Genomic DNA, 23,839 nt, shown 5'->3' with positions numbered 1-23,839 from the left:
ATGTTCAGCGGAATTAGTGCAATCCCAAATTGGTTTTATATGATGGCGTTTGTAGTTGTCATACTGCTCGTCATCTTCATCGAATGGAAGACGCGATAGGAGGGGGTGCATGGGTGAGAAAAAGGATAAGCGTGTGAGACCGCGACTGTCGCCAGAACATGAATTGTTGAGACCATCTGATATATGGAGCCTAGATCGGTTTGTTGAAAAGGTACGATTTGAAGGTGGCGTGATGCCGAGCGCAGATGGGGAACGCTTTGTTTTTGATAATTGTGTGTTCAAGGATATGTCATTTGCGAACGCCGATTGGAGGGGTGTGGAATTCGTCGATGTTTTATTCCAAACATGTGACTTCTCGAACGTCCAAATGGAAAATGCCACGTTTCACCGATGCGAAATCGTTAATTCGAAACTGACGGGAGCGGATATCGCTAATTCCAATTTAGGACATCTGCTTGTGAAGGATAGTGACGTCCGCTATGCGAACTTTAATTTTTCCGAGATGAAGGAAATTGAGTTCGTTAACTGCAACTTAATGGATAGTGATTATTACGAATGCCAGTTCAAGGAGGCTCGGTTTGAAAAGTGTAAGATCGATAATGCGAATTTCTTGGAAACCGATTTGGACGGCGTTGATTTGTCCAACAGTTCGTTTGATCGAATTGAAGTAACAGTTCCAAAAATTGCAGGATGCATCGTTTCGAAGGAGCAAGCACTAGGTTTTGCACGTGCGCTTGGTCTAACGGTGAAGGATGAATGATGGTATACTGGAAACACATTTTGAAACAGAAAGAGTGGCCATAACATGCTTACATTCGAACAAAAACAACAAATCATTGAGACGTTCCCCGAACTGACACGGAAAGAAGTATCGATGAAGCGGCTTAATTATCATTATGAAGACAGTCTTTATGAGAAAACGGTCGTTGTTCAGCATCTTCACCCGAACGGCAACGGATTTGTGTACGTGGAAGGGATTCCGGGCTACGAGACGGATGACCGCGGCCTCGTCAACATTCGCGAAGCGACAGAAGAGGAATTGATTAAAACAATCCGGGACGCCATCCGCGCGCTATCGACCGATGACGCGGAAGAGGAAGAAGAGGAGATCGAGGAAGTGTGGGTGAATGAGCAAGGCGAGAAGCTGACATTGCTCGAGGAAGAAGGCTTTTTCAATATTTATCATGGCTACAATCTAGAAGAAAGTTTCGGCGATTACCGGGAAGCAGTTGATTATTTGAAAGAGGAGAACTTCAAGCAAAGTGGGGGTGAATCCGAATGAAAGGCAGAACGCTCGTCATCGGGCTTGTTGTCTTCATCCTTGCAGTCGTCGCAGCCATCTACTTCGCTATGATAGCGGAATTCAATAAAGAACGGCCGAACAATACGAACGTGGAAATTGTGGATTGATTGTAAATAAAACTGCCTGGACAAGCGGGATTCCGATGTCCAGGCAGTTTATTTATGTTCATGAATTAATGCCAATTGCCGGCCTTATAAGGACCTTTCCTAAAAGGCATCCACCAATTCCACTTGCCAAACAATTTCATCAAACTTGGAACAAGCAACAAACGAATGATTGTCGCGTCGATGGCGACCGCAATCGCGATGCCGACCCCGATCTGTTTCACCGGCATGACGTCGGTGAAGGCGAAAGCGCCTGTTAAAACAATCATGATCAACGCTGCTGATGTAATGATTTTACTTGTCGTCGCAAGCCCCTCAACGGTCGAATGATCATTATCAATCGTATTTGCATACTCCTCCTGCATCCGCGAAATGAGGAACACTTCATAGTCCATGCTTAATCCGAAGACGAGGCTGAAGACGATCACCGGGATGATGAGCGCAATCGTTCCGGGGTGCAGCCCGAAATGACCGTATTGGAAAATGTATACGAGAATCCCGAACGTCGCGGCCAGTCCGACGACATTCATTAAAATCGCCTTCAACGGAATCAAAATGGAGCGGAACGCAATCATTAAGATGATGAACGTCGATACAAGGATAATCGTCAGTGCAATCCAGATATTATCAAAAATTTCATCGAAAATTTCTTGATTGAACTTCGGTGCGCCGCCGACGAGCAGATCCCACTCCGTCTGTTCCGACCAATCCCGCGCCCATTGCTGTGCTTCCTCGGACGTACCTTTCGCCTGAAGCGTCACAGGGATCATTAATTGATTACCTTTGACAAGTGATTTGAATAAAGGTTCCAGCTGCGTTTTAATTTCGGGAACTTGTAGCGCTTGCTCCCACTCTTTTGGCGACCCGACACCGCTCGCGGTGAATATCGTTGTCAGCTTATCAACTAACGGATCATCCGACAACTCCTCTTCCAACGCTTTCATAGCGTGCAAGCCCTCGGTATTGGACCAACCGCCGTCTCGATCGGCAATCAAGTACACCGTCGATTGGTTGCCGAGCCCGAATGTGGCATCCATCAATTCATATGAGGCGCGCGTGTCATATGACGGAGGCAGAGAATCGATTTGCGGAATTGTCACATCCATATTTTTCACGGGAATGACAGCAATGCCTAATAAGAGAAGGGCCCCAATCGTAATCCGGATCGGCCGTTTAATAACCGCGTTGGCGAACTGTCTCCAACGGTCGGAGCCATTCTCTTTTACCTTAAGGATACGGCCTTTATTCAACCGATCGCCGAGTACAATCAATACCGACGGCAGCAGCGTAACTGAACTAAGCACTGCCATCCCGACAACAATCATGCCGCCAAGCGCAATGTTTTGGAAAATCTCCACTTCAATGACGAACATGGCGCCAAGCCCGATGAACACACAAAATGCCGAGAAAATAACAGAACGGCCCGCTGTCCGGATTGTTGTCGCCGTAGCCTCCAACACATCGCTTTTCAATCGTTCTTCCCGATAGCGGCTAATGAACAGCAAGGAAAAGTCGATGCTCAAAGCGAGCCCAAGCATCGGGATAATATTCAATACGAAAATCGATAAGTCCATCTGCCCACCGACTAATGCCAGTACACCGAATGCTGAAATGACGGTCGCCACCCCGACGATTAAGGGAACGATGGAAGCCATGACAGTCCCGAAGGCAAGGAGAAGAACGACAATGGCGATCGGCAAACCGATTGCCTCCGCCTTCATCAAATCCCGTTGGCTCGCGCTGTTAATATCTTTCGTAATGGCGGATCGTCCGGTTAAGACAACCCCTTCCTCATCCCCGATCGCTTTCCGAATATCCGTCACGACCGCCGACATATCTTTGTCAGTGTCTTCAAAATGAAGCAATGCGTACGATACGTCTTTCGTATATTGCTCTTCATTTTCAAGCGGGGAAACGATTTCAGAAGTGAGGTCAAGTTCCTCAATATTGGCTAGCGTCGAAGAGATGGTGTCATCCGCCACGTTATCAAAAACGACGAACATCGTCTCCGCCGGCAAATCGAATGTTTCCGAAGCGATTTTCATAACTTGCTCATGCTCCGCATCCATCCGAAAGCCGTCACCCGCAAGCAACCCTGGCAGGCGGATGGCGAAAGCGGCCATCGCAATGAAAATGACAATCCACGCAATAATAATGGTTTTATAGCCTCTCGTAACAAACCGCGCAAGTGTGCGCATACACTCGTCCTCCCCGGTACATGATCTCTCTATCTTTCTATCATAACGAAGATGTGTAGGATTGTCTTTTAAGAAATTGTTATTTGGAATCGCGTCGCTAGTGAGGGCCCGCGCGTCCAAAGGCACCGCTTTCAAAGGGGATGCTCCCGCGCCCGAAGTGCAGGCTTCCGCGCCCGAAGTGCAGGCTTCCGCGCCCGACGCGCCCGAAGTGCAGGCTCCCGCGCCCGAAGTGCAGGCTCCCGCGCCCGAAATGCAGGCTCCCGCGCCCGAAGTGCAGGCTCCCGCGCCCGAAGTGCGGGCCTCCGCGCTCGAACGTCTCTGCTAATACAATCAATAAAATGAAAAAAACCACTCCCCGAAGGAAGTGGTTTTGAATGGGTTAATTCAAATTAGTTTTTTTCAACGTTTGTTGCTTGAAGTCCGCGTTGACCTTGTTCGATTTCGAAAGTCACGTCTTGGCCTTCTTCAAGAGTCTTGAAGCCTTCGCCTTGGATAGCGGAGAAGTGTACGAATACATCGTCGCCATCTTCACGTTCGATGAAGCCATAACCTTTTTCTGCGTTAAACCATTTTACTTTACCATGTTCCATGTTTGTTTCCTCCTTGTGTGCTGAGCACACATTGTGTTACTATCCTTGCTCAAGTCTTGAAGCGGTCAAGCATTACACCGTGACCATCACGCCGAACAAAAATAATTCTCCTTTATCATAACAGAGCTGTTTTGGCAATGCAAGTAAAATCTTTTTCAATTGCATGAAGAAATGTTTCTTTTCTAAAAAGAACGACTGAATTCTTATATTCCTTTATCTAAGGCGTTTCTCTTAGAAAAACAACTTCAAAATTTGGTACGTAATGGCAGCGATTGCTGCGGAAATTGGCAAGGTGATCACCCACGTGAGGACAATTTTTCTGGCAACTCCCCATTTGACACCGCGAACACGTTGCGCCGATCCTACACCCATGATGGCGGACGAGATGACATGCGTCGTACTGACCGGCAAGTGGATGAGCGTTGCCCCGAAGATGATCATTGCGGAAGTAAGGTCGGCCGCAGCCCCATTGACGGGACGGATCTTCATGATTTTTCCTCCGACCGTTTTAATGATTTTATAGCCACCGATCGATGTTCCGAGTCCCATCGCCGCCGCAGCAGCAACCCGGACCCAAAGTTGAATCTCGTCGGTTGACTGCATTTCGGCAGCAATCAACGCCATCGTAATAATTCCCATTGCTTTCTGGGCATCGTTCGTACCGTGTGTGAACGCTTGTAAGCTCGCCGTTCCGATTTGCAAGTACCGAATCCGTTTATTCGCCTTGAACAGATTCCTGTTTTTCAATAAAACCTTGAACAGCGACATCATCAGAAAACCGCCCGCAATGGCGATGAACGGTGACAGAATAAGCGCTTGCATAATTTTGAGGAATCCACCGTAATTCAAAATGCCGAACCCCGCCGCAGAAATGGCGGCACCCGCAATTGAACCGATCAACGCATGCGACGAACTCGAGGGAATGCCGTAATACCAAGTGACCAAATTCCAAGTAATGGCTGCAATAAGAGCGGCCAAAATGACGAGCGAACCATTTTCTAAAAAGAACGGATCGACGATATCCTTTGAAATCGTCTTGGCAACACCCGTGAACGACAATGCCCCGATGAAGTTCATAATTGCCGCAAGATAAACGGCAGTACGTGGTTTTAAGGCCCGCGTCGACACCGATGTAGCGATGGCGTTCGCGGTGTCGTGGAAGCCGTTTATGAAATCGAAAGCAAGTGCAAAAACAACGATCGCTATCGTGAGTACTATTATCGTCTCCATGAAGAGCTACCCCTTACGCGTTTCGCATAATAATTCTTTCAATTGTGTTCGCCACATCCTGACAATGGTCTGCAATCTCTTCGAGGAGCTCATAAATATTCTTTAACTGGATGATACGGATGGGGTCCTTCTCACGAATGAACAACTGTTTGATTGATGTACGTAGGACTTCATCACAAATGCGCTCAAATTCCTTAATGAGAACAGCATGATCTCGCATTTGAACGAGCTTCTTCCTTGCTAACAGTTCCATCGCTTTAACGATTTGGTCCGAACTTTTCACAATATTATCCATGAATTTCTGGATATACTCATCAATTTTCGTAAGCGAAAACATTTCTAAATAGGCAACGAACTGTTCGATGCCGTCTAGAATATCGTCCATATTAATAGCTAATTGCAAAATATCTTCCCGCTCGATCGGCGTCATGAAGGAAGTGTTGAGTTTGGAAATTAGATCGTGAATTAGATCATCGCCTGCTGTCTCGTAATCTTTCAGCTTGATGCTCACTTCCTTTAGATCGGCTACTGAAGTTACTTTAAAGTCATTTGTATAATGCATCGCTTCTTGAACGTGTTCAGCAATCTCCAAGAGAGCAGCGAAAAATGGATCGGTTCTACGATGACTGAACATGATTATCCTCCCTCTGTTTCGAGAATCTATTTTAGCAGTCCTATTATCATAGCAAAAAAGATAATAAAGAAGTACAGATTTTGGCAAAATCATAGACAGAGAGAATTTTGGACGACCCGATATTTATTTCCAAAAAAATTGAAACCTTATGTCTGGTTAACCGTATGTATAGTAGAATTCAAAGTAGGAGAAGGCGAGGTGAGAGGATGGAAGTGTTCGGAATGCCGGTTATTAATGTCTATTTGACTGTGCTCATCATCGCAGGATTGGCAACCGTGCTGTACATTTTCTTCAGTGACATTGCAGAAGGGGTGGGGGAAGCAAGTCCGCTACTGGATCCAGCAGTAATTCTAGCGTTCATTTCATTTACATCCGCAGTCGGTTATATTTTGGAATTGACGACAGATTGGAATCATTTGCTGATTTTCATCATTGCGCTTGGAGCCGCGACCGCATTGGACTTCCTTCTATATTTCTTCGTGCTCCTTCCATTGAAATCCGCGGAAGTATCGCTTGCCTACACAGACGAATCGCTGACGGGTCAGGTCGGTAAAGTTATCGTACCGATTCCGATTGACGGCTTCGGCGAAATCGTCATCGAAAACGTGAATGGGATCATTTCGAAAAGGGCTGCTGGATACGAAAACCAAGCGATCGACTACGGAAAAGAAGTACTGATCATTGAAGTGAAGGAAGGAACGTTCATTGTGAAGGAATATGAGCCTTTCCGCTTCAAATGATCAAAGCACAACAATTATTTTACTAAGGGGGAATTAAAATGCCAGGAACGTTAATCGTTATCGGGATTGTCGTGTTCATTTTGCTTGCTGTTATCCTTGTCTACGTTTCGAAGTACAAAACAGTCGGGCCAGATGAGGCGCTCATCGTCACGGGAAGTTATTTAGGAAGCAAAAACGTACATACGGATGATTCGGGCAACCGGATTAAAATCATCCGTGGTGGGGGGACGTTCGTCTTCCCAGTGTTCCAACAATCGGAGCCGCTAAGTTTACTATCAAGTAAATTAGAAGTGACGACGCCTGAAGTGTATACGGAACAAGGTGTTCCGGTTATGGCAGATGGAACTGCGATCATTAAAATCGGAGGATCGATTTCTGAAATCGCGACGGCAGCGGAGCAGTTTTTAGGTAAATCGAAAGCCGACCGCGAAAACGAAGCGAAGGAAGTGCTGGAAGGGCATTTACGTTCCATTCTCGGATCCATGACAGTTGAAGAGATTTATAAAAACCGTGATAAGTTTTCACAGGAAGTGCAACGTGTTGCTTCGCAGGATCTCGCTAAAATGGGGCTTATCATCGTTTCATTCACCATTAAAGATGTTCGCGATAAAAACGGTTACTTGGATTCACTCGGTAAGCCGCGCATCGCCCAAGTAAAACGCGATGCAGATATTGCAACTGCGGAAGCTGAAAAAGAAACACGCATCAAAAACGCTGAAGCATCGAAGGAAGCACAAAAAGCGGAAATCGAGCGTGCGACTGAAATCGCAGAAGCAGAGAAGGAAAATCAGTTGAAAGTCGCTGATTACCGCCGCGAGCAAGATATCGCGAAAGCACGCGCCGACCAAGCGTATGAGCTCGAGTCCGCCCGTGCGAAACAGGAAGTTACAGAGCAGGAAATGCAAGTTAAGATCATCGAGCGTCAAAAGCAAATCGAGTTGGAAGAGAAAGAGATTTTGCGCCGTGAGAAGCAATATGATTCTGAAGTAAAGAAAAAGGCTGATGCAGATCGTTATGCAATCGAGCAAAACGCAGCTGCTGAGAAATCCCGTCAAATGGCGGCAGCGGAAGCGGAAAAGTATAGCATTGAAGCACGTGCTGCGGCGGAGGCTGAAAAAATCCGCCTAGACGGTCTGGCAAAAGCTGACGCACAGCGTGCACAAGGTGAATCGGAAGCAGAAATTATTCGACTGAAAGGTCTTGCGGAAGCGGAAGCGAAACGCAAAATCGCAGAAGCATTCGAGCAATACGGCCAAGCAGCTGTGCTTGACATGATCGTTCGCATGATCCCTGAATACGCGAAGCAAGTCGCAAGCCCGCTTTCGAACATCGATAAGATCACTGTCGTCGACACAGGCGGCGGTGAAGGCGGCGGTGCTAATAAAGTGACATCATACGCAACGAACCTCATGTCTACGTTGCAAGAGTCCTTGAAAGCATCGTCAGGCATCGACGTTAAGGAAATGATGGAAAGCTACGTCGGAAAGAACAACTTGCGCCCAAGCCTCGACAATTTGGCGGAAGAGCTTCGTTCAACAAAGCCAACACCGGTCAAACCGAAACCCGTTGACGAAGAATAAATAATAGGCACCCAAATCGCTCATGCGGTTTGGGTGTTTTTTATGCCGACCGCCTGAACTCGCCTGCAACCGCCTAAACGGGCCATTACATTATGCCTATTACTCAAATTGAAGAAAGTATATTCAATCTATTCAAAAAGAATCATAGCGGTTCCCGCCGTTGTTCGCTATAATAATAGAAATAGGCTGAAACAAGTCGAAATGTGTTATGGAGGATAAAGATGGGACCAACTCGAAGCGATACGAAGCAACTAACGGAAAGCCGATACCCCGTTTTACGGATGACGTCCGGACCGATTACGCTCATGGGGCGTTGGAATAACGTTGCGGAAGCCCTCTTTTCATTGAATGAAGGGGGTTCGTTCTGCGCCCAATACAACCCAGAAAACACGATTGTGGAGACATACACATTATTAGACGGCGTAGCCGAAATTGAACACAACGGCGAATACAGAATAATGGAGATCGGGGAAACGATCGACGCATCCCAGTATGACAAAGTCATTACATTTTACGGAACAACGAACGCCGAAATCCTTATGAAGATGGATGCTGATTTCTATGAACATTTATTTTACGAAACCCAATTACTGCAGTACGAAATGGATGCAGTCGCCCACGTGGACGGCTATACGTATCACCATTGCGACCGGATCAGGCAATATGCGATTGAAGTGTGGAAACGGATGGACCAACCGAAATGCAAGCTGAAATTATTGCGGTGGGGCTCCTATTTCCATGACATCGGCAAGCTTTCAATTCCCCTCGAGATTTTGAATAAACCCGGAAAGCTCACGCGCGAAGAATGGGACATTATGAAGTCGCATTCCTCGATCGGCGCCAACATTATGCGCGCACATCCCGTGCAATGGCTAAAAGACGCTGCATTTATCGTCGAACAGCATCATGAACGGTATGATGGGACAGGCTACCCCCGAGGTCTAAAGGGGGATGAGATTTCGCTGGAAGCCTCCATCGTCTCCGTCGTCGACGCCTTTGACGCCATGACAACGGAACGGGTGTATAAAGAGGCCATATCGATCGAAGAAGCCATCGCGGAACTGAAAAGGGGCAAAGGGACACAATTTCACCCGAAAGTTGTGGAACATTTTATAAAAGTGATTACCGAAGGGAAAAAGCAAGCCATCTAGCATTTTTTAGTTTACAGGAGGGCAATTTGTGAATATCGAGTATTTATCTGAAGAGCGGTATTCGGACTTTATAGAGTTCTGCAAAAAATACAGGAATAACGTAGATGATTCCTATCTTTATGAAGAAGACCTAAAAACCTTTCAGCCTGATGAGGATAATCCGACGTATATCGTCTTAAATGACCGTTCAGAAATCATTGCTGGGGTTTCTCTCGTCAAGGATTCATATTACAGAAGAGGAAAAAAGGGGCGCTTTCGGATCTTTCATTCTGCAGAACCAGACCGGGACATTTATGAGTTGATGTTGCAGAAGATAAAGCCCCATACAGCGGATATCAACGAAGTCTTTCTTTTTATTCAAGAGAACAATCTTGCTGTCCGGGAGATCTTTCAATCCTTGCAGTTTACAATTGAGCGTTACGCCTATTTTCTTACAAGAGAAGCGGTGGAAGCCGAACAGCCAAGCTTACCGGAAGACTATTCATTTAAAACATTCGAATTCAATCAAGATGAGGAAGATTATCTTTATGTACGTAATGCTGGTTTTGCAACACTGAAAGGATCAGAGACTCCCATGACAATTGAAGAAGTCAAGAAAATGGGGAATGATGAGGATTATATAGAAGGTGGAATTTTCCTTCTCTATCATCGGGAAAAGCCGGTTGGAATCGTCCGCTCAATTCGTGATTCCCATAATGAAGAAGCAGTCATCAACATAGGTCCCATTGCTCTCATCCCTGAATATCAAGGAAAAGGATTAGGACGTCAGTTAGTTAGAAAAGCTCTTCAGTTTGGAAAAAATATTGGACTGCCAAAAGCGGTATTGAGCGCCAATGCGGATAACGAACGAGCGGTTCATCTTTATACGAAAGAAGGATTTAAAAAGGAAGAATCGCTCGTTTGCTATCATTTGATTCTATAACTATCGAACAAGACTCGGGATTCTGGGTCTTTTTATTTTCTTTCATTCCGAAAAAGGTGCATGATAGAAGAAGAGTTTGAATTATCTATTGAAAGGGGCAAGAAAGATGGAGTATCGTATCGAGCATGACACATTTGGAGAAATCAAAGTACCAGCGGATAAGTTATGGGGAGCGCAAACGCAGCGAAGCAAGCAGAACTTTAAAATCGGCGGAGAACGGATTCCACTCGGCGTCATCCGTGCGTTTGCCCATTTAAAAAAATCAGCAGCGATTGCGAGCAACTCTTTTGGCAATCTATCTGACACGAAAATGAAAGCAATTGTCGCAGCTGCGGAAGAAGTAATCGAAGGTAAGTGGGACGACCATTTTCCACTCGTCGTTTGGCAAACGGGTAGTGGTACGCAATCGAATATGAACATGAACGAAGTACTCGCAAACCGCGGCAATCAGCTGTTAGAAGAATGGGGCGAGGAAGAACGCCTTCACCCGAACGATGATGTAAACAAATCCCAAAGCTCCAACGACACATTCCCGACAGCATTGCACGTTTCAGGCGTCATTGCAGTTGAGCGTGAATTGCTGCCTGCTCTACAAGAACTAAAAGCTACGCTTGGCAAAAAAGCTGAAGAATTCATGGATATTATCAAAATCGGACGTACGCATTTACAAGACGCGACGCCGCTTACATTAGGCCAGGAAATTAGCGGTTGGCATCGCATGCTTGAGAAAACGGAAAAAATGCTGAATGACAGCGTCCAATCGATGAAGGAACTTGCCATCGGTGGAACTGCGGTCGGTACAGGGCTTAATGCACCGAAAGGGTTCGGAGAGAAAGTCGCTGAAGAAATTTCGAAATCGGTCGGCATCGAATTCACATCCGCTGAAAATAAATTCCATGCCCTCACTAGCTATGACGAAGTCGTCTACACGCATGGTGCAATGAAAGCGCTAGCTGCGGATTTGATGAAAATCGCGAACGATGTAAGATGGCTAGCAAGCGGCCCGCGTTCAGGGATCGGCGAAATTACAATTCCTGAAAATGAACCAGGCAGCTCCATCATGCCAGGTAAAGTGAACCCGACACAAAGTGAAGCACTCACAATGGTCGTTGCGCAAGTGATGGGCAATGACGCGGCAATCGGTTTTTCGGCCAGCCAAGGAAACTTTGAATTGAACGTTTTCAAGCCGGTCATTATTTACAACTTCTTGCAATCTGCGAAGTTGCTTGCAGACGGCATGCGTAGCTTCAATGAAAACTGTGCAGTTGGAATTGAACCGAACCGTGAAGAAATCGACAGCAAAGTGAAAAATTCATTAATGCTCGTAACAGCTTTGAACCCGCATATCGGCTATGAAAATGCGGCGAAAATCGCGAAAACGGCACATAAAGAAGGTACGACGTTGAAGGAAGCAGCACTCAAAACGGGACTATTGACGGAAGAGCAATTCGATGAATACGTTGATCCTTCAAAAATGATCGGACGGTAATGGATCATGTACGAAAAAGATTGTCCGTACTGCAATTTGACGGCAGATCCCGAGCAACAGATCATTTTTGAGACAGCGACATGCGCTTATATTCAAAAGCCATCTGAACAAAGAGTACTTGAAGGAAGTGGCTTAATCGTCCCGAAACGGCATGCGGAAAATGTATTTTCATTAACGCCTGAAGAGTGGCGGGATACGCAGGAGTTGCTGCTGAAGGCAAAAGCCTATTTGGAAGAGCGTTATGACCATGAAGGGTATTCAGTCGGTTGGAATACAGGCGAAGTGGGCGGGCAATCGATTCCGCACGCCCATTTGCATGTCATCCCGCGGTTTGCAGATGAACCGCTAGCAGGAAAAGGCATCCGCTATTGGATCAAACAGAAGGAAAATGAGCGGGGGACATTGTCCACAAAGTTGTAACCCTAATCGTTTTGGAAATCCATTATGATGGAAGGACAATGACAAATGAAGGAGTAGACATGAAAGATGAAAAAACTCATGCCTATCATGCTTATAGCAATGCTTGTCCTTGCCGCATGCGAGGACAAAGCACAGCAACACGGGCACGACGACTATTTGGAAGTGGGTCACGAACACCAGCTACCGAATGGAGATGTGCAGGAAGCAACTGAATCGGCAGACGTACTGCCAAAGTTTTTGGACGGTAAGTCAGTAGACGTCCGCCTCGTCTACCAATTGGCGGCTTCTGCTCCAGACGTTCTTGAATATATGCCGTGCTACTGCGGTTGCGGAGAAATAGCGGGACATGGCAACAACTTGAACTGCTTCGTTGACGAAATCCGCGAAGATGGTTCCGTCGTCTGGGACGACCACGGCACGCGCTGCCTCGTCTGCCTGGAGATTGCTGTTCAATCCGTGCAAATGAAACAAGAAGGAAAATCGATGAAAGAAATTCGCGATTTCATCGATGACAAGTACAAAGAAGGCTACGCACAACCGACAGACACGCCGATGCCAGCATAAATGAGAGAGAGCAGACAAACTTGAAAAACAGTTTGTCTGCTTTTTTATGTGGAGTCCGGGCGATTATCAAGTATCATAAGGTGTTTTAACTCATATTATTCTGAAATTGTCTCTACCTCTTTAGTTTTATCACAAATCGTCGTATGCTATGGAGAGAATCATGCAACACAAGGAGATAGATCAAATGATTTTCGAGGGGAATAACAAAATCCGTAGGAAAATCTTTCAGACCGTCGATCAGTTAACCGACGATGAATTCAATAGAACACCGTCAAATGGCGGCTGGTCTCCGAAGCAAATTTTGGAGCACCTCGCTTTAATGGAAGCCTATATAGCTTCAAAAATATCGGAAGAATTGAAGAATCCGAAGAGCCCAAAAGCCTTCAAGAAAATTATTTTACGTTCTGGAAGTTTGCTCGTTAAAGGGGAACTCCCCATGCAAACGAGACCGACTACTACGTATAAAACCATTTTGGAAATCAAAGAAGAACTTCATCACTCACGAATTTACTTGCTCGATATTTATGATGGCAGCTGCAAGGATCAGTTACGTGAAAAGTCCTTCCAACATCCGAATCTCGGTTACATTCCACTACATCAATGGTTCCAGGTCGTCGGTCTGTATGAAAACTGCCATCTGAAGCAATTGAGGAAGACAATTAATGATTTGCGAATAAACGGCTACTCCTTAAAGCCTAGCGAAAATTCCCCAACGCAATAGCGTGTGGGGATTTTTTGATTCAGCATACTGCACGAGCACAAGAAAGAAGGATTCCTGCCTATTAAACCTTTTAGTCAAATTACATAATTTTGTCCGTATTGGACAAAATAACATTGCATTTCCCTAAAAAAACGAGGTGGTGAAATAGATGGCTGATGACAAACGTAAACGTGTCGATACTGACGAGGAAGTAAGAGCTGCTAGTCTAGGCGCTTTTTCTGGAGATAGGCTACTTTCCGCACTTGATCCATTTGGAACCGCTGCTGTGACGAGTTCTGACAAAGCGATAGGCAACAAGGCAGAAGACGGTGACATAAATGACGATGTTGACCAAAGCGAGAGAATAAGAGATAGACAGTAAATTCATTCTCGTACTAAATGTTAAGGCATGCAGTGGACTTCCTAAAGGGGAGTCCTTTTCTTATGGTCGACGTAAAATTAGTTTTCCAAGATTATGCTATAATTTTAGCAACATAGAGTAAGGGGACGTGTTGCATAATGAACAACGAACAATTCGTCGCATCGTGGAGCGGCGGCAAGGATTCAGCATTGGCCTATTACCGGGCGCTCCAAGCGGGCGGAGTCGCAAAACGGATTTGGACCATGTTCGAGGAGGATAAAGAACGATCAAAATCGCATGCCTTGCCGCTAGAAATCATTCGGGCCCAGGCGGACAGTCTCGGTCTATCTTTAATGATTCGCGGTGCTGACTGGAAAGGGTATGAGGAGCAATTTTTAGATGCTATGAAGGAATGTGTAGATACAGGAATTCTGAATGGTGTCTTCGGTGATATTGATCTTGAAGATCATTTGAAGTGGATCCAAACAACTTGTGCAAAAGTCGGTATGAAAGCTGTCCACCCACTATGGATGGAACCGCGCCGAAAGCTGTTAGAGGAATTTGTGCATGCGGGTTTTGAAGCATACATAGTAGTCGTCAATACAAAAATGATGCCTGCACAATTCATCGGTCGCAAATTCACAATTGAATTGATGGATGAACTGGAATCGCTTGGCATCGATTCATGCGGGGAGTCGGGAGAATTCCATACAGTCGTTGTGGACGGACCGATATTCAAGAACCGCGTACCGATCGAGTTCAAAGGACAGCATGAACGGGATGGATATGTGTTTTTGGATGTTGGGCTAAATAAAACAAAAGAGGAATCATGAACCTGCTAGTTAGTTAATTAGCAGGTTTTTAATAATATGGTTTATGTTGGAATTTTTCTCTTGAATAACAGTTATTTTTTATTTATAATAAAAAAGTCGCTTTGTTTGTAAAGCGACATCCAATGACTTGTACCGCGAAATACGCATAAAACGATAAGTCTACGCATAAATCTTTTCAATTGCGCATAAAGCACTCCAAATGCGCATAAGTCCATTTTTTTACGCATAAATCTTCGGAAATGCTCATAAACGCGTGAAACTACGCATAAACGCATAAAAATAGAAACAGTAAAGGATGTATGGGAAAGAGAATGAAGGAACGAATGACGGAATCGCAAATCGTCACTTTGATCGAATCGACCATCCGTGCCGTCAACATGGATGTGGAGCTGAAACAGGAACGCACCGGCGTCAACATGATGTATGATTTCATTAAGGATGAAGTCCTCGTCGACATCGCCCGCGTACAAAAAGCCTGCCAAGAACTCCCCGAACCGATGCCACTGGAAACGTATCTTCGCGTATTAACAATCCATGAGTTGGGGCATGCAATGGATCGCAAAGCATTGCTTGACTCGCTTGACCGTTCGAAAGAAATTCTCCTTATGAAAAAACAAGCAGCTGCTGAAAAACGCCCGCTCGATGTACCGTTCATGACGATGGTGATGGACGAGCATAAAGCGGACATCGCCTTCGAAGAAACAGCGTGGGCCAATGCGGAAATATTGAACGGCTTTTTTGAAATTGTCGATGGTGACAGCTTTGAAAAAGTGAAGTTGCACAGCCTTTCGACGTATCGAGCATCGTATGAGGTTGACTTGGAACTCTATAATGGATTACTTCAAACGCAAGAGGAATTATTATCTGTATAACATGAAAGAAACCGCCGACCTGATGTAAATCAGGGGCGGTTTTTGTTTTTGAGGTGTATCCTTTTCTGTCACTATGGTCTATATAAAAAGTAAAAAGTTCTTTTTACAAGGAGTTGAAAAAGGTGTCGGCTTGTCTCTTCTGCACAAAATTTTTTCGGTGCGAAAATCTAACATGTGGATCAACAAAGGGTCGTCATCTCGCAAACGCCGTGAAATCAAGGTTTATTGATTCATAAAAAAATTCGCTAACAAGCAGGCCAACAAAGCCCTAACAAAGAGCTCACAAAGTGCTAACAACTAATAAAGAATTAAAGAAAGTAAGAAAGAAAAGAATTAAAAAGAATCCTGTGCATTAAGCGCTAGGGAACATCCAATTAATCTAAATAACCCGCTTCTTTCAATTCCCTTTCCAAAAACGGCTTGGCATTGAGCAAATCCCGGAACGCTTCGTATTTGGCGACAGCAGCGGAAGTCGGTTTCTTCCCTGTTTTATACGCACGAATTAAGATGTTTTTCGGCGTATGCTCCATATCGATGAATTCAAGCAGCTGTGCATCATACCCGACGAGCGTCAGAAGTTCGGCGCGGATGGAGTCTGTTGCAAGAGCCGAGAAACGCTCTTTAATGAGCCCGTGCTGGAGCATGACGTCGAGAGCGGGAGATTGGATTTGAGAAAACAGTTCGTGCTGGCAGCAAGGGACGCTCAATATCACTTCGGCTCCCCATTTGACAGCTCGCCCTAATGCCATGTCGGTAGCAACATCACACGCATGCAATGTGACAACCATGTCGACGGACGTTTCCTCGTTATAGTCGTTTATATCACCGACGAGGAATTCGAGTTGTTCATAGCCAAGATCTTTCGCGATCACATTACATTCTTCAATGACTTCTTTTTTCAGATCGAGACCTGTTACACGAATATCCAATCCTTTTTCGATATGCAAATAGTGATAGAGCGCAAATGTCAAATACGATTTACCGGAGCCGAAGTCCAAAATACGGACGGGACGGTCTTTCGGCAAATAGTCGAGTGCATCATCAATAAATTCGACGAAGCGATTGATTTGCCGGAACTTATCATATTTCTGCTTCTTCACCTTTCCTTCAGGAGATTGGACACCGAGGCGGATGAGGAATGGATAAGGCGTTTCATCATCCAATAAATAATTCTTTTTCCGGTTATGCGACAAATTGACTTTTTTCGTCACAGCAGCCTGTTCAGATTTCCAGGACGCCTTGAATTTCTTCGATAGCTGGATGTGAACTTTTTCATCTGTGAATTCAGCGTGCATTTGCTTGAATTGTTCCAGTAACTGTTGGATCGTAGGCTGAACGTCTGTGACTTTGACATTTTCATGTTTCAAAATGCGCTCGTAGTGATATTCAAATTGAATATGGACTTCTTTCTTTATTTCCACAGGCTTCAGTTTCACTTTCTGTAAACCGGTTGATTTGTATCGTGGCTGACTGATTGTTCCTTGGATGAATGCTCCTTCCTGTATGCGGGCTGTGAGTTTCTGGATGAGTTCTTCAAATTGCATGGTTGCTGGACCTCTTTTCGGGCAAATATGTACATATAAGAATACCAAAAGGGATTAGCGTTTGGCGAAGCTAATCCCTTAAATAAAATATATGTTATGCGTGGAAATTCTTATTTATGCGCGATTTACTCGATTTATGCTCATTTTATCTCGTTTATGCGTATATAAATTGATTTATGCGCTTTTAGAACGTTTTATGCGTGAATAAATGGATTTATGCGTAATTCAAACACTTTATGCGTAATTAAAGCATTCCGCCCTTTATTTAAACGTAAATCCACGCTTTGCTAAAAATTCCTTCATATGCGTCCGTCTTGGTTCAGCGAGGAAGTCGGCCATTTGGATGGACCAAGCTGTATCCTTCTGGTTTGAACCGCGGTTTAAGTAATAGTCGTGCATTGTTTGATCATAAGCTGGCAAAAGATCGTCATATTTGGCAGTGTCATAACTATTTTCGTGAAGAATCGCTTCGACAGGCAATCTTGGTTTCACTTCGTTTGCTTCGTTTGGAACGCCGATCGACATGGCGAACATTGGAGCAACACCGTCCGGAAGTCCTAATAGATCGCTGATTTCTGCAGGCGCGTTTCGGATACCTCCAATATAGCAAATGCCGTATCCTTTCGACTCGGCTGCAATCGCGACGTTTTGCGCAAAGAGCGCAACATCGATGGCGCCGACAAGCATGTTTTCGGCATGCGAATAATCGATTTTTCTATTATGCAATGCAGCTGCTTTTTCTAAACGAGCGTAGTCTGCGCAAAAGACGAGCACGGCTCCGGCGGATAGAAATTGGCTTTTATTACTCGCGAGTTTCGCTAGCTGCTCCCGTTTGTCTTGATCGGTTACATGAATGACGGAATAGGCTTGGACGAAATGGGAGCTCGCCGCATGCTGACCTGCGCTTACGAGTTCTTGAACGTCTTCCTTCGATAAAGGAATGTCCTTGTATTTTCGTACGGATGCGTGTGATGTCAATAAATCGATAACCATATGTATCCCTCCAAAGTATTTCGTTATTCTATATTGCGCGAATATATTCATGTTACACTACACGTAACACTTAGAAAAGGGGTGTGCTCATGGGGTTGTTTGAAAGTATATCGCTCACGACGACATTGCTCGTTCTTCTTTTAGTCGTCATACCTATTTCGACAGCTATCTATCTGTATATTTACGATAAACGGCAGAAGCAGCATGCCATTCTCCGGAACTATCCAGTGCTCGGGCGTATGCGCTATATGCTGGAGAAGACAGGGCCGGAGCTGAGGCAGTATTTATTCAACGCCGACCATGAAGGGAAGCCATTCAACCGGGAAGAGTATTTGCATATGGTGTTGCCGGGGAAGTATTTGAGCAGCATTATCGGTTTCGGATCAAAACGCAATTTTGAAGAGGCGGGTTATTACATCCGCAATGCGTTATTCACGAAGCAGAACGAGGAAATGCGTGTTGATAATGATGAGTTGATCCATACGATGCGCTACCGTGTCGATGAAGACAATCTGTTTTCGAGGAAGGAGCATCGGGAGGAAATTCCCGCCTTGCCTTGGCTGTTGCCGGAAGAAGACGCAATTGTCATCGGACCGAATTGCGAGCATCCTTTCAAGGTCCGCAGCCTACTTGGCCAATCTGGCATGAGTTATGGGTCGCTCGGCGAAAATGCGATTTCCGCCTTGTCAAAAGGGATTGGAATGGCGAAAGAAGCATGGATGAATACCGGGGAAGGTGGGCTGTCGCCTTATCATTTAGCAGGTGATGCCCATATTATCGCGCAAATCGGATCGGGGTTATTCGGTTTTCGCACCGAGGACGGGGAATTCAGCTGGGAACGTCTTCGTGAAAAGGCGGAAATCCCGCAAGTGAAAGCATTCGAGATCAAACTGGCCCAGGGTGCGAAAATGCGTGGAGGCCATGTCGAAGGAACGAAAGTCACGGAGGAAATTGCGAAAATCCGGAATGTCGTGCCGTACACGACGATCAACAGTCCGAACCGTTTTAGGCAGTTTTCCGATTATCCGACGCTCTTTGATTTTATTGAAAAGATCAGAGACCGGAGCGGTAAGCCAGTCGGCATAAAAATTGTCATCGGCGGCAAAGAGGAAGCCGAGGAGCTTGCTTCGTACATGCATGAAACCGGCAAAGGCCCGGACTTCATTTCCTTAGATGGCGCAGAAGGGGGATCAGGCGCAACCTATCAAGATTTAGCGGATAGTGTCGGCTTGCCTCTTAAATCGGCGATTGTCTTATTGGATGATGCGCTGCGGAAATACGAAGTGCGTGATCAAGTGAAAATCATCGCCTCCGGGAAGATTACGACACCAGACAAAGCGGCGATTGCACTCGCATTAGGTGCGGATCTTGTTCAAATAGCTAGAGGCTTCATGATTTCGGTCGGCTGTATCATGGCGGAACGGTGCCATACGAATGAGTGCCCGGCAGGTGTTGCGACGACCGACAAGAATTTGCAAAGAGGGCTCGTAGTCGAAGAAAAGAAATTTCGTGTGACTAACTATATCTTGACGATGCGTGAAGGGCTTTTCAGAATTGCGGCTGCAGCCGGAATTGATTCTCCGACAAAATTCGAGCGCCGCCATATCGTTTATAAGGACGAAAGAGGGCGTGTTTTCCCTGTTGAATGAAGGATTAGAGTCGTTTTGCCTATATGGTGAAACGGCTTTTTCGGTTAAAAGTACCTGAGACAACTTCTGAATTTTGTGATAATATGTAAATAAATAAAGATTGGTAGAAAGGGGTTAGATGGATGTCTTTGTTAAGAAAAACGGTTGGCGAGGTCGTAAGGCATTGGGCGAAAGCAATTCCTGAGCAAGAGGCCTATGTGTATCCGGAACACAATATAAGAAGAACATACGCTGAGTTTGATAGAGAGACAGATGAGCTAGCGAAGGCATTCATCGGAATGGGAATACAGCGCGGTGAGCATGTCGCCATTTGGTCTGACAATAAACCGCAATGGTTGCTCAGTCAGTTTGCCACAGGGAAAATGGGGGCCGTTCTCGTAACGGTAAATACGAATTACCAGGCGAATGAGCTTGAATATTTGTTAAAGCAATCGGATGCGACGACGTTAATCCTAGATGAAGGATTTAAAGGAACGAGCTATATTGATATTATCCGGTCCATTTGTCCGGAACTGCAAGAAAGCGATGATGGTGTCGTCTCCAGTGATAAATTGCCGAAATTGAAAAGAATTATTCTCATGACGGATCGTGAAGAATCAGGTATTTATAAATGGTCTGAATTTCTTGCCCATGCGGAAGGCATTTCAGATGAAGAATTGGCCAATCGGGAAAAGTCGTTGTCGCCTGACGATGTCATTAACATTCAATACACATCGGGGACGACAGGGTTTCCGAAAGGCGTCATGTTGACACATAACAATATCGTGAACAACGGAAAGATTATTGGGGACTTTATGAAATTGACAAAGAAGGACCGTCTTTGCATTCCTGTCCCATTCTTCCACTGTTTCGGAGCTGTTTTGAGCAATTTGGCAGCTGTAACGCATGGCTCGACAATGGTCATTCTTGAGCAGTTCGACCCCTTCCGCGTCCTGGAAGCGGTACAGGAGGAGAAATGTACGGCCCTTAACGGGGTGCCGACAATGTTCATTGCCGAATTGAACCATCCGGATTTCAATAAATTCGACACGTCATCGTTGCGTACGGGCATCATGGCGGGCTCCACTTGCCCGATTGAAGTGATGAAACAAGTGATCCATGACATGGGAGCGGAGGAAATTACGATTTGCTATGGGCAGACGGAAGCCTCGCCCGTCATTACACAGACGCAAACCGACGATCCAATCGAGAAGCGAGTGGCCACAGTTGGAAAACCGCATCCATTTGTTGAAGTGAAAATCATCGATCCGGTGACGGGAGAAGAGGTGCCTGTAGGGAGTCCGGGTGAGCTATGCACACGTGGGTATCACGTGATGAAAGGGTATTACAACAATGAAGAAGCGACGAGAGAGGCAATTGACGAGGATGGTTGGCTCCGAACGGGGGATATTGCCGTTATGGACGAAGACGGCTATATCGACATTACCGGGCGGATCAAGGATGTCATCATTCGCGGTGGTGAAAACATTTATCCGCGAGAAGTGGAAGAGTTCCTTTACAAGCATCCAGGAATATCGGACGTTCAAATTGTCGGTGTTCCGGACCCGAAATATGGCGAGGAATTGATGGCATGGATCATTCCGAAAAAAGGCGCGGACATCAATGAGGAAAATGTACGCTCATTTTGTCTGGGGAATATTTCGTACCATAAAATTCCGAAATACATTAAATTTATCGATGAGTATCCGATGACGGCATCGGGAAAAATCCAAAAATTTAAGCTGCGTGAAATGTCGATTGACGAAACTTTGTGTCATCAATCATAAAGAGACAGGTGAAGGAATGCTAAACTCCTTCACCTTTTTTTATTTTCATTCATATAGATTTGTTTCGAGTGATCCGTCAGCATGATAGACGGCTAGAATTCCGTTTTGTTCATTCACATACGGTTTGGCTTTTTGAAGTAAATCTTCCTTTGTCCCCTCCTTAAAAATGGCTCTGCTGCCGTCTTCCTTGATGAGGATCCAATCCTCGCCACGTGCTTTCGCTTCATATTTCGTGCGATCCGGACTATCCCCATGCACATATTCCCTTGCTTTTGCAGTCGCAATGGAAATCGCACGGCCTTCGTCATTCCCTTCGCGTAGTAACGCATTTGCTATTTCGATTGCTTTATTCCGGACGTCAGGCTCCAAGTTTTTAAACGAGTCGGGATAATCGTTTGTATTCCAAGGCATACGGAATCTCCTCCTTATGAAGATATTCCCGCTACCGCCTTGCTTAAACGTTATTCATGCTTGAATTACATTTCTCATGTCGATTCATATACATTTCCCGGGAAATTTGCTGGAAATGGGAGACAAGCTTATCTTTTATTCAACATTATAGGACAAATAGCTTGATATTTTCAAAGGAATCCTTTTTAATACATAGAATACATGATATTATTAAAATGTTACAAAAATAGGAGGGAGAAAATGTCTAGTTATATGTATCAATTGATTGCCATTATTTTTTATATGGTAATCATGCTCGTCATTGGATGGTACGCCTATAAGCGGACTGCCAACTTGAATGATTATATGTTAGGGGGACGGTCGTTCGGTCCTGCAGTCACTGCACTCAGTGCTGGGGCAGCCGATATGTCGGGGTGGCTGCTCATGGGGCTTCCGGGCGCAATATACGTAGCCGGTCTTGTGGAAGCTTGGATTGCCATCGGCTTGACGCTAGGTGCGTATTTAAACTATGTTCTCGTGGCACCAAGACTTCGCGTCTATACACAAGTGTCCAGTGACTCGATCACGATTCCGAGTTTTTTGGAAAGCCGACTGAAAGACAAATCAAGATTACTTCGAATTGCCTCAGGTATTATCATCCTTGTTTTCTTCACATTTTACGTATCTTCAGGCATGGTTGCCGGCGGTAAATTCTTCATGAGCTCATTTGATGTAAATTATCATACCGGAATGCTCATTGTTGCGGCGGTTGTCATCGCATATACATTTTTCGGTGGATTTATGGCCGTGACTTATACTGACTTTGTGCAAGGTCTCACGATGTTCTTGGCCTTATTATTAGTTCCTATTTTCGGATTAGTATTGACGGGTGGTTTCGCAGAAACAGCAGCTAGTATCCGGGAAGTGAATCCCGACGCACTCAGTCTAGTAAAAGGGGCTACGATTGCAGGTGTCATTTCGTCTGTTGCATGGGGTCTCGGTTATTTCGGGCAACCTCATATCATCGTCCGTTTTATGGCGATCAAATCGGTAAAGGAGATGAAAAGCGCACGTCGAATCGGAATCGGTTGGATGGCGTTAAGCTTGTTCGGTGCTATCGCAACTGCGTTAGTAGGTATCGCTTATTTTCATCAAAATACTGGTGCCGAATTGGTCGATGCAGAGACGGTGTTCATTGCATTAGGACAAATCATCTTCCATCCATTCCTTGCCGGTTTTATGTTAGCCGCAGTACTTGCCGCTATTATGAGTACGATTTCATCTCAATTGATCGTTACTTCTTCAGCTCTTGTCGAAGACTTATATAAGGTGGTCCTTAAGACTGACGCAACAGATAAGCAATATGTCTTCCTCGGGAGAATGGCGGTTCTTGTCGTTTCATTAATAGCGATCGCGCTCGCATGGCCGAACAATGAATCAATCCTAAAGCTTGTATCATTTGCATGGGCAGGATTCGGCGGAGCGTTTGGACCGATCATCTTGCTGTCCCTTTATTGGCGCAAACTCACTGCTTCGGGTGCTTTATGGGGAATGGTGGCAGGTGCGGTTACTGTTTTTGTATGGGGATCGATCGACGCGCTGTCGGATGCTCTTTATGAAATCGTTCCGGGCTTCCTTATCTGTCTAGTCGTCGCGTATGTCGTCAGCTTGATGACGTATCGCCCGAACGCTGAAATCGATAAGGAATTCTATGATGCAATGGAAATACTGAAAAAAGAAAGATAATGGAAACGGCCTCCGCAAATGTTGCGAAGGTCGTTTTTTTAATGGATATGGTAACCTATT

The 23,839-nt window shown here is 45.4% G+C and carries 25 protein-coding genes; 18 read left to right on the top strand and 7 right to left on the bottom strand.

The annotated features are described in order from the left end of the window. Nucleotides 1-109 precede the first annotated feature (109 nt). From MHZ92_RS03355 to MHZ92_RS21335, 3 genes are read left to right on the top strand one after another with little or no spacing between them, the layout of a single operon-like run. Nucleotides 110-760, top strand: coding sequence for a pentapeptide repeat-containing protein (locus MHZ92_RS03355; RefSeq protein WP_239430136.1), 651 nt, complete (start codon nt 110-112; stop codon nt 758-760). 45 nt (nt 761-805) lie between these two features. Beyond that, nucleotides 806-1,282 carry a hypothetical protein gene (locus MHZ92_RS03350; RefSeq protein WP_239430135.1) on the top strand — a complete coding sequence of 159 codons (477 nt, stop codon included), beginning with the start codon at nt 806-808 and terminating at the stop codon, nt 1,280-1,282. Then, a complete protein-coding gene (locus tag MHZ92_RS21335) occupies nt 1,279-1,410 on the top strand; it encodes a hypothetical protein (RefSeq protein WP_255723347.1) in 132 nt (43 codons plus the stop codon). The genes MHZ92_RS03350 and MHZ92_RS21335 overlap by 4 nt, the downstream gene beginning before the upstream one ends. A gap of 65 nt (nt 1,411-1,475) precedes the next feature. Here MHZ92_RS21335 and MHZ92_RS03345 read toward each other — a convergent pair whose 3' ends face one another. Then, complete coding sequence (locus MHZ92_RS03345; RefSeq protein WP_239430134.1) at nt 1,476-3,605, bottom strand: MMPL family transporter; 2,130 nt, start codon at nt 3,603-3,605, stop codon at nt 1,476-1,478. Nucleotides 3,606-3,666: 61 nt separating this feature from the next. On the opposite strand from MHZ92_RS03345, the gene MHZ92_RS03340 reads away from it, so the two are divergent. After that, nucleotides 3,667-3,930 carry a hypothetical protein gene (locus tag MHZ92_RS03340; RefSeq protein ID WP_239430133.1) on the top strand — a complete coding sequence of 88 codons (264 nt, stop codon included), beginning with the start codon at nt 3,667-3,669 and terminating at the stop codon, nt 3,928-3,930. Between the two features lie 64 nt (nt 3,931-3,994). Here the strand turns inward: MHZ92_RS03340 and MHZ92_RS03335 are convergent, their stop codons facing one another. The 3 genes from MHZ92_RS03335 to MHZ92_RS03325 form a co-directional block, all read right to left on the bottom strand. Further along, nucleotides 3,995-4,195 (bottom strand): cold-shock protein, encoded by a 201-nt coding sequence (locus tag MHZ92_RS03335; protein WP_025783780.1) that lies wholly within the window; start codon nt 4,193-4,195, stop codon nt 3,995-3,997. Between the two features lie 231 nt (nt 4,196-4,426). Further along, on the bottom strand, nt 4,427-5,425 hold the full coding sequence (locus MHZ92_RS03330) for an inorganic phosphate transporter (protein WP_239430132.1): 999 nt from the start codon (nt 5,423-5,425) through the stop codon (nt 4,427-4,429). 13 nt (nt 5,426-5,438) lie between these two features. Then, nucleotides 5,439-6,059 (bottom strand): DUF47 domain-containing protein, encoded by a 621-nt coding sequence (locus MHZ92_RS03325; RefSeq protein ID WP_239430131.1) that lies wholly within the window; start codon nt 6,057-6,059, stop codon nt 5,439-5,441. A 206-nt stretch (nt 6,060-6,265) separates the two neighbouring features. Between MHZ92_RS03325 and MHZ92_RS03320 the strand changes: the two genes are divergently transcribed. From MHZ92_RS03320 to MHZ92_RS03270, 11 genes are all read left to right on the top strand, one after another. Then, nucleotides 6,266-6,799 carry a hypothetical protein gene (locus MHZ92_RS03320; RefSeq protein ID WP_239430130.1) on the top strand — a complete coding sequence of 178 codons (534 nt, stop codon included), beginning with the start codon at nt 6,266-6,268 and terminating at the stop codon, nt 6,797-6,799. Between the two features lie 38 nt (nt 6,800-6,837). Then, nucleotides 6,838-8,379 carry a flotillin family protein gene (locus tag MHZ92_RS03315; protein WP_255723346.1) on the top strand — a complete coding sequence of 514 codons (1,542 nt, stop codon included), beginning with the start codon at nt 6,838-6,840 and terminating at the stop codon, nt 8,377-8,379. 221 nt (nt 8,380-8,600) lie between these two features. Further along, entirely contained in the window at nt 8,601-9,530 is a 930-nt protein-coding gene (locus MHZ92_RS03310; RefSeq protein WP_239430129.1) for an HD-GYP domain-containing protein, read from the top strand. Between the two features lie 28 nt (nt 9,531-9,558). Then, nucleotides 9,559-10,452, top strand: coding sequence for a GNAT family N-acetyltransferase (locus tag MHZ92_RS03305; protein WP_239430128.1), 894 nt, complete (start codon nt 9,559-9,561; stop codon nt 10,450-10,452). Nucleotides 10,453-10,558: 106 nt separating this feature from the next. After that, nucleotides 10,559-11,941 carry a class II fumarate hydratase gene (gene fumC, locus MHZ92_RS03300; protein ID WP_239430127.1) on the top strand — a complete coding sequence of 461 codons (1,383 nt, stop codon included), beginning with the start codon at nt 10,559-10,561 and terminating at the stop codon, nt 11,939-11,941. Nucleotides 11,942-11,947: 6 nt separating this feature from the next. Continuing rightward, nucleotides 11,948-12,361: an HIT family protein gene (locus tag MHZ92_RS03295; protein WP_255723345.1), complete on the top strand. Its 414-nt coding sequence runs from the start codon at nt 11,948-11,950 to the stop codon at nt 12,359-12,361. A gap of 66 nt (nt 12,362-12,427) precedes the next feature. Beyond that, nucleotides 12,428-12,925 carry a PCYCGC domain-containing protein gene (locus tag MHZ92_RS03290; RefSeq protein ID WP_239430126.1) on the top strand — a complete coding sequence of 166 codons (498 nt, stop codon included), beginning with the start codon at nt 12,428-12,430 and terminating at the stop codon, nt 12,923-12,925. A gap of 184 nt (nt 12,926-13,109) precedes the next feature. Further along, nucleotides 13,110-13,646 (top strand): DinB family protein, encoded by a 537-nt coding sequence (locus MHZ92_RS03285; protein WP_239430125.1) that lies wholly within the window; start codon nt 13,110-13,112, stop codon nt 13,644-13,646. Between the two features lie 148 nt (nt 13,647-13,794). Further along, a complete protein-coding gene (locus MHZ92_RS03280) occupies nt 13,795-14,007 on the top strand; it encodes a hypothetical protein (protein WP_239430124.1) in 213 nt (70 codons plus the stop codon). Between the two features lie 137 nt (nt 14,008-14,144). Further along, on the top strand, nt 14,145-14,819 hold the full coding sequence (locus MHZ92_RS03275) for a diphthine--ammonia ligase (RefSeq protein ID WP_239430123.1): 675 nt from the start codon (nt 14,145-14,147) through the stop codon (nt 14,817-14,819). A gap of 311 nt (nt 14,820-15,130) precedes the next feature. Continuing rightward, nucleotides 15,131-15,691, top strand: a complete 561-nt coding sequence (locus tag MHZ92_RS03270) for an integrase (protein ID WP_239430122.1) — start codon at nt 15,131-15,133, stop codon at nt 15,689-15,691. 374 nt (nt 15,692-16,065) lie between these two features. Here MHZ92_RS03270 and MHZ92_RS03265 read toward each other — a convergent pair whose 3' ends face one another. Together MHZ92_RS03265 and nfsA are read right to left on the bottom strand one after the other, a co-directional pair. Further along, the gene (locus MHZ92_RS03265) at nt 16,066-17,235 is read right to left on the bottom strand and encodes a class I SAM-dependent methyltransferase (protein ID WP_239430121.1); all 1,170 of its coding nucleotides are present in this window, start codon (nt 17,233-17,235) and stop codon (nt 16,066-16,068) included. Between the two features lie 261 nt (nt 17,236-17,496). Continuing rightward, entirely contained in the window at nt 17,497-18,228 is a 732-nt protein-coding gene (gene nfsA, locus MHZ92_RS03260; RefSeq protein WP_239430120.1) for an oxygen-insensitive NADPH nitroreductase, read from the bottom strand. 89 nt (nt 18,229-18,317) lie between these two features. On the opposite strand from nfsA, the gene MHZ92_RS03255 reads away from it, so the two are divergent. Then, entirely contained in the window at nt 18,318-19,877 is a 1,560-nt protein-coding gene (locus tag MHZ92_RS03255; RefSeq protein WP_239430119.1) for an FMN-binding glutamate synthase family protein, read from the top strand. Between the two features lie 122 nt (nt 19,878-19,999). Then, nucleotides 20,000-21,643: an AMP-binding protein gene (locus MHZ92_RS03250; RefSeq protein ID WP_239430118.1), complete on the top strand. Its 1,644-nt coding sequence runs from the start codon at nt 20,000-20,002 to the stop codon at nt 21,641-21,643. Nucleotides 21,644-21,688: 45 nt separating this feature from the next. Here the strand turns inward: MHZ92_RS03250 and MHZ92_RS03245 are convergent, their stop codons facing one another. Next, nucleotides 21,689-22,054: a hypothetical protein gene (locus MHZ92_RS03245; RefSeq protein WP_239430116.1), complete on the bottom strand. Its 366-nt coding sequence runs from the start codon at nt 22,052-22,054 to the stop codon at nt 21,689-21,691. Between the two features lie 240 nt (nt 22,055-22,294). Here MHZ92_RS03245 and putP point away from each other — a divergent pair, with 240 nt between their 5' ends. Further along, complete coding sequence (gene putP, locus MHZ92_RS03240; RefSeq protein WP_239430115.1) at nt 22,295-23,779, top strand: sodium/proline symporter PutP; 1,485 nt, start codon at nt 22,295-22,297, stop codon at nt 23,777-23,779. Nucleotides 23,780-23,839: the final 60 nt, after the last annotated feature.

It is taken from the genome of Sporosarcina sp. ACRSL (assembly GCF_022346605.1).
Lineage (GTDB): Bacteria > Bacillota > Bacilli > Bacillales_A > Planococcaceae > Sporosarcina.
This window is presented reverse-complemented; position numbering and strand designations above follow the sequence as displayed.